We start from the raw sequence: 1,173 nt of genomic DNA on the forward strand, positions 1-1,173 counted from the left end.
CCTCGCCGGGCCCCTGGAGGGCGTCCGCGACGCGGGTGAGGCGCGCGAAGACGTCGTCGCGGTAGCGCGCGACGAACGCCGCGTCGGCGTCCGCGTCGGCGGTCTCGTGGGCGTCGGCGCGCAGCGCCGCGCGGAGCCCCGCCGGGACGCGGTAGGTCGGGGGGTGGCCGGCGCCGCCCGACCGGGTGACGAGCCCGAGCGCCTCGAGGCGGGACAGGTCGCGCCGGACGAGGGCCTCGTCGCGAGCGTCGGCGTGCGCCAGCGTGGCGACCGACGCCGGCACGCCGACGAACGCGAGGCGACGCAGGAACGGCGCCAGGTCGGGCGGGGCCGCGGCACCGGCGGCGCGACCGTGCGCCAGGAGCGAGCGTTGGTGCGGGGGCAGGTCGGGGGCGTTCACCTCGAGGCGTCGGGCGAGGTCGGGGAGGGGGGCGACCGGGTCGCCCAGGTCCCCGCGCGCCCAGGCGTACCCGGCCAGCACGAGCGACAGGGGGTGACCCTGCAGGAGCCGCGTGGCGAGTGCCACGCTCGTGCGGGTCGCGGCGTCCAGGTCGGCGGGGATCCCGGTCCAGCCGTGCCGCCGGGCGGACGCCAGGAACAGTTCGGTCGCGGGCGCGTCGGTCATGCGTTCGGGATCGCGCACGTCGAGATCGGGGACCGCCAACGGCCCCGGCGACCACACCCGTTCGCGCCCGTGGCCGACCGGTGCGGCGCCGGTCGCGACGATGCGAACGGGGCCCGGTCCGGTCGTGAGGGCCTCCGCATCGTGCGGCGTCAGCAGGCCGGGGGGCAGGTCGTCGAGCCACACGAACGTCGTGCGGTCGGGATCCGGCCAGGGCGGGCGGACCGCGTCGATGGCCTGGACGAGGGCGCCTGCGTCCTGCGCGTTGCGGGCGTCGAGGCGGACCACGCGGTCGTCGGTGCGGGCGACGTGCAGGCGGAGCGCTTCGGAGGCCAGCGTCGACGTCCCGAGTCCGGGGCCCGCGGTGAGGGTGAGCCAGGGGAGGGTGGGGTCGGCGAGACGGTCGAGGACCGCCAACAGATCCGCTTCGCGGCCGACCAGGCCGAACGGGGTCGGGAGGAGGTCGCCGTCGGTCGGGGTGGGCACGTCGGGGGCCACGGGCGTGGCCGTCCCGTTGGGCACCAACCAGGTGCGGCGGACGTCGTGCAGCA

The 1,173-nt window shown here is 78.0% G+C and carries 1 protein-coding gene; it reads right to left on the reverse strand.

The genetic code is table 11. The features are described 5' to 3' along the window. On the reverse strand, positions 1-1,120 hold a 1,120-nt coding region (locus RI554_11635; GenBank protein ID MDR9392664.1), incomplete at its 3' end, for a hypothetical protein. Positions 1,121-1,173 lie beyond the last annotated feature (53 nt).

It is taken from the genome of Trueperaceae bacterium (genome assembly GCA_031581195.1).
Taxonomy (GTDB): domain Bacteria; phylum Deinococcota; class Deinococci; order Deinococcales; family Trueperaceae; genus SLSQ01.